We start from the raw sequence: 290 nt of genomic DNA, 5'->3' as shown, positions 1-290 counted from the left end.
CTACTGAGGGAATCTCAATTGATTTCTTTTCCTAAGGTTACTGAGATGTTTCACTTCCCCTCGTTCGCCTCATACACCTATGTATTCAGTGTATGATACCTGCCTTATGACAGGTGGGTTTCACCATTCAGAAATCTCCGGATCACAGGATATTTGCCGCCTCCACGGATCTTATCGCAGGCTATTACGTCTTTCATCGCCTCTGACTGCCAAGGCATCCACCACATGCTCTTAATTACTTGACTATACAACCCCACACAGTCGTTAATCCCTACAAGTAGGATTAAGAC

1 rRNA gene is annotated in these 290 nt (G+C 44.8%); it reads right to left on the bottom strand.

Features of this window, described 5'->3' with window-relative positions:
* Positions 1 to 245, bottom strand: a 23S ribosomal RNA gene (locus ACG9ZB_RS17130); the annotation flags it as partial.
* Positions 246 to 290: the final 45 nt, after the last annotated feature.

This window comes from Acinetobacter johnsonii (assembly GCF_048551975.1).
In the GTDB taxonomy this organism is placed as follows: Bacteria; Pseudomonadota; Gammaproteobacteria; order Pseudomonadales; family Moraxellaceae; genus Acinetobacter; species Acinetobacter johnsonii_A.
The sequence above is the reverse complement of the archived record's forward strand: the minus strand, read 5'-3'. Positions and strand labels throughout refer to the sequence as shown.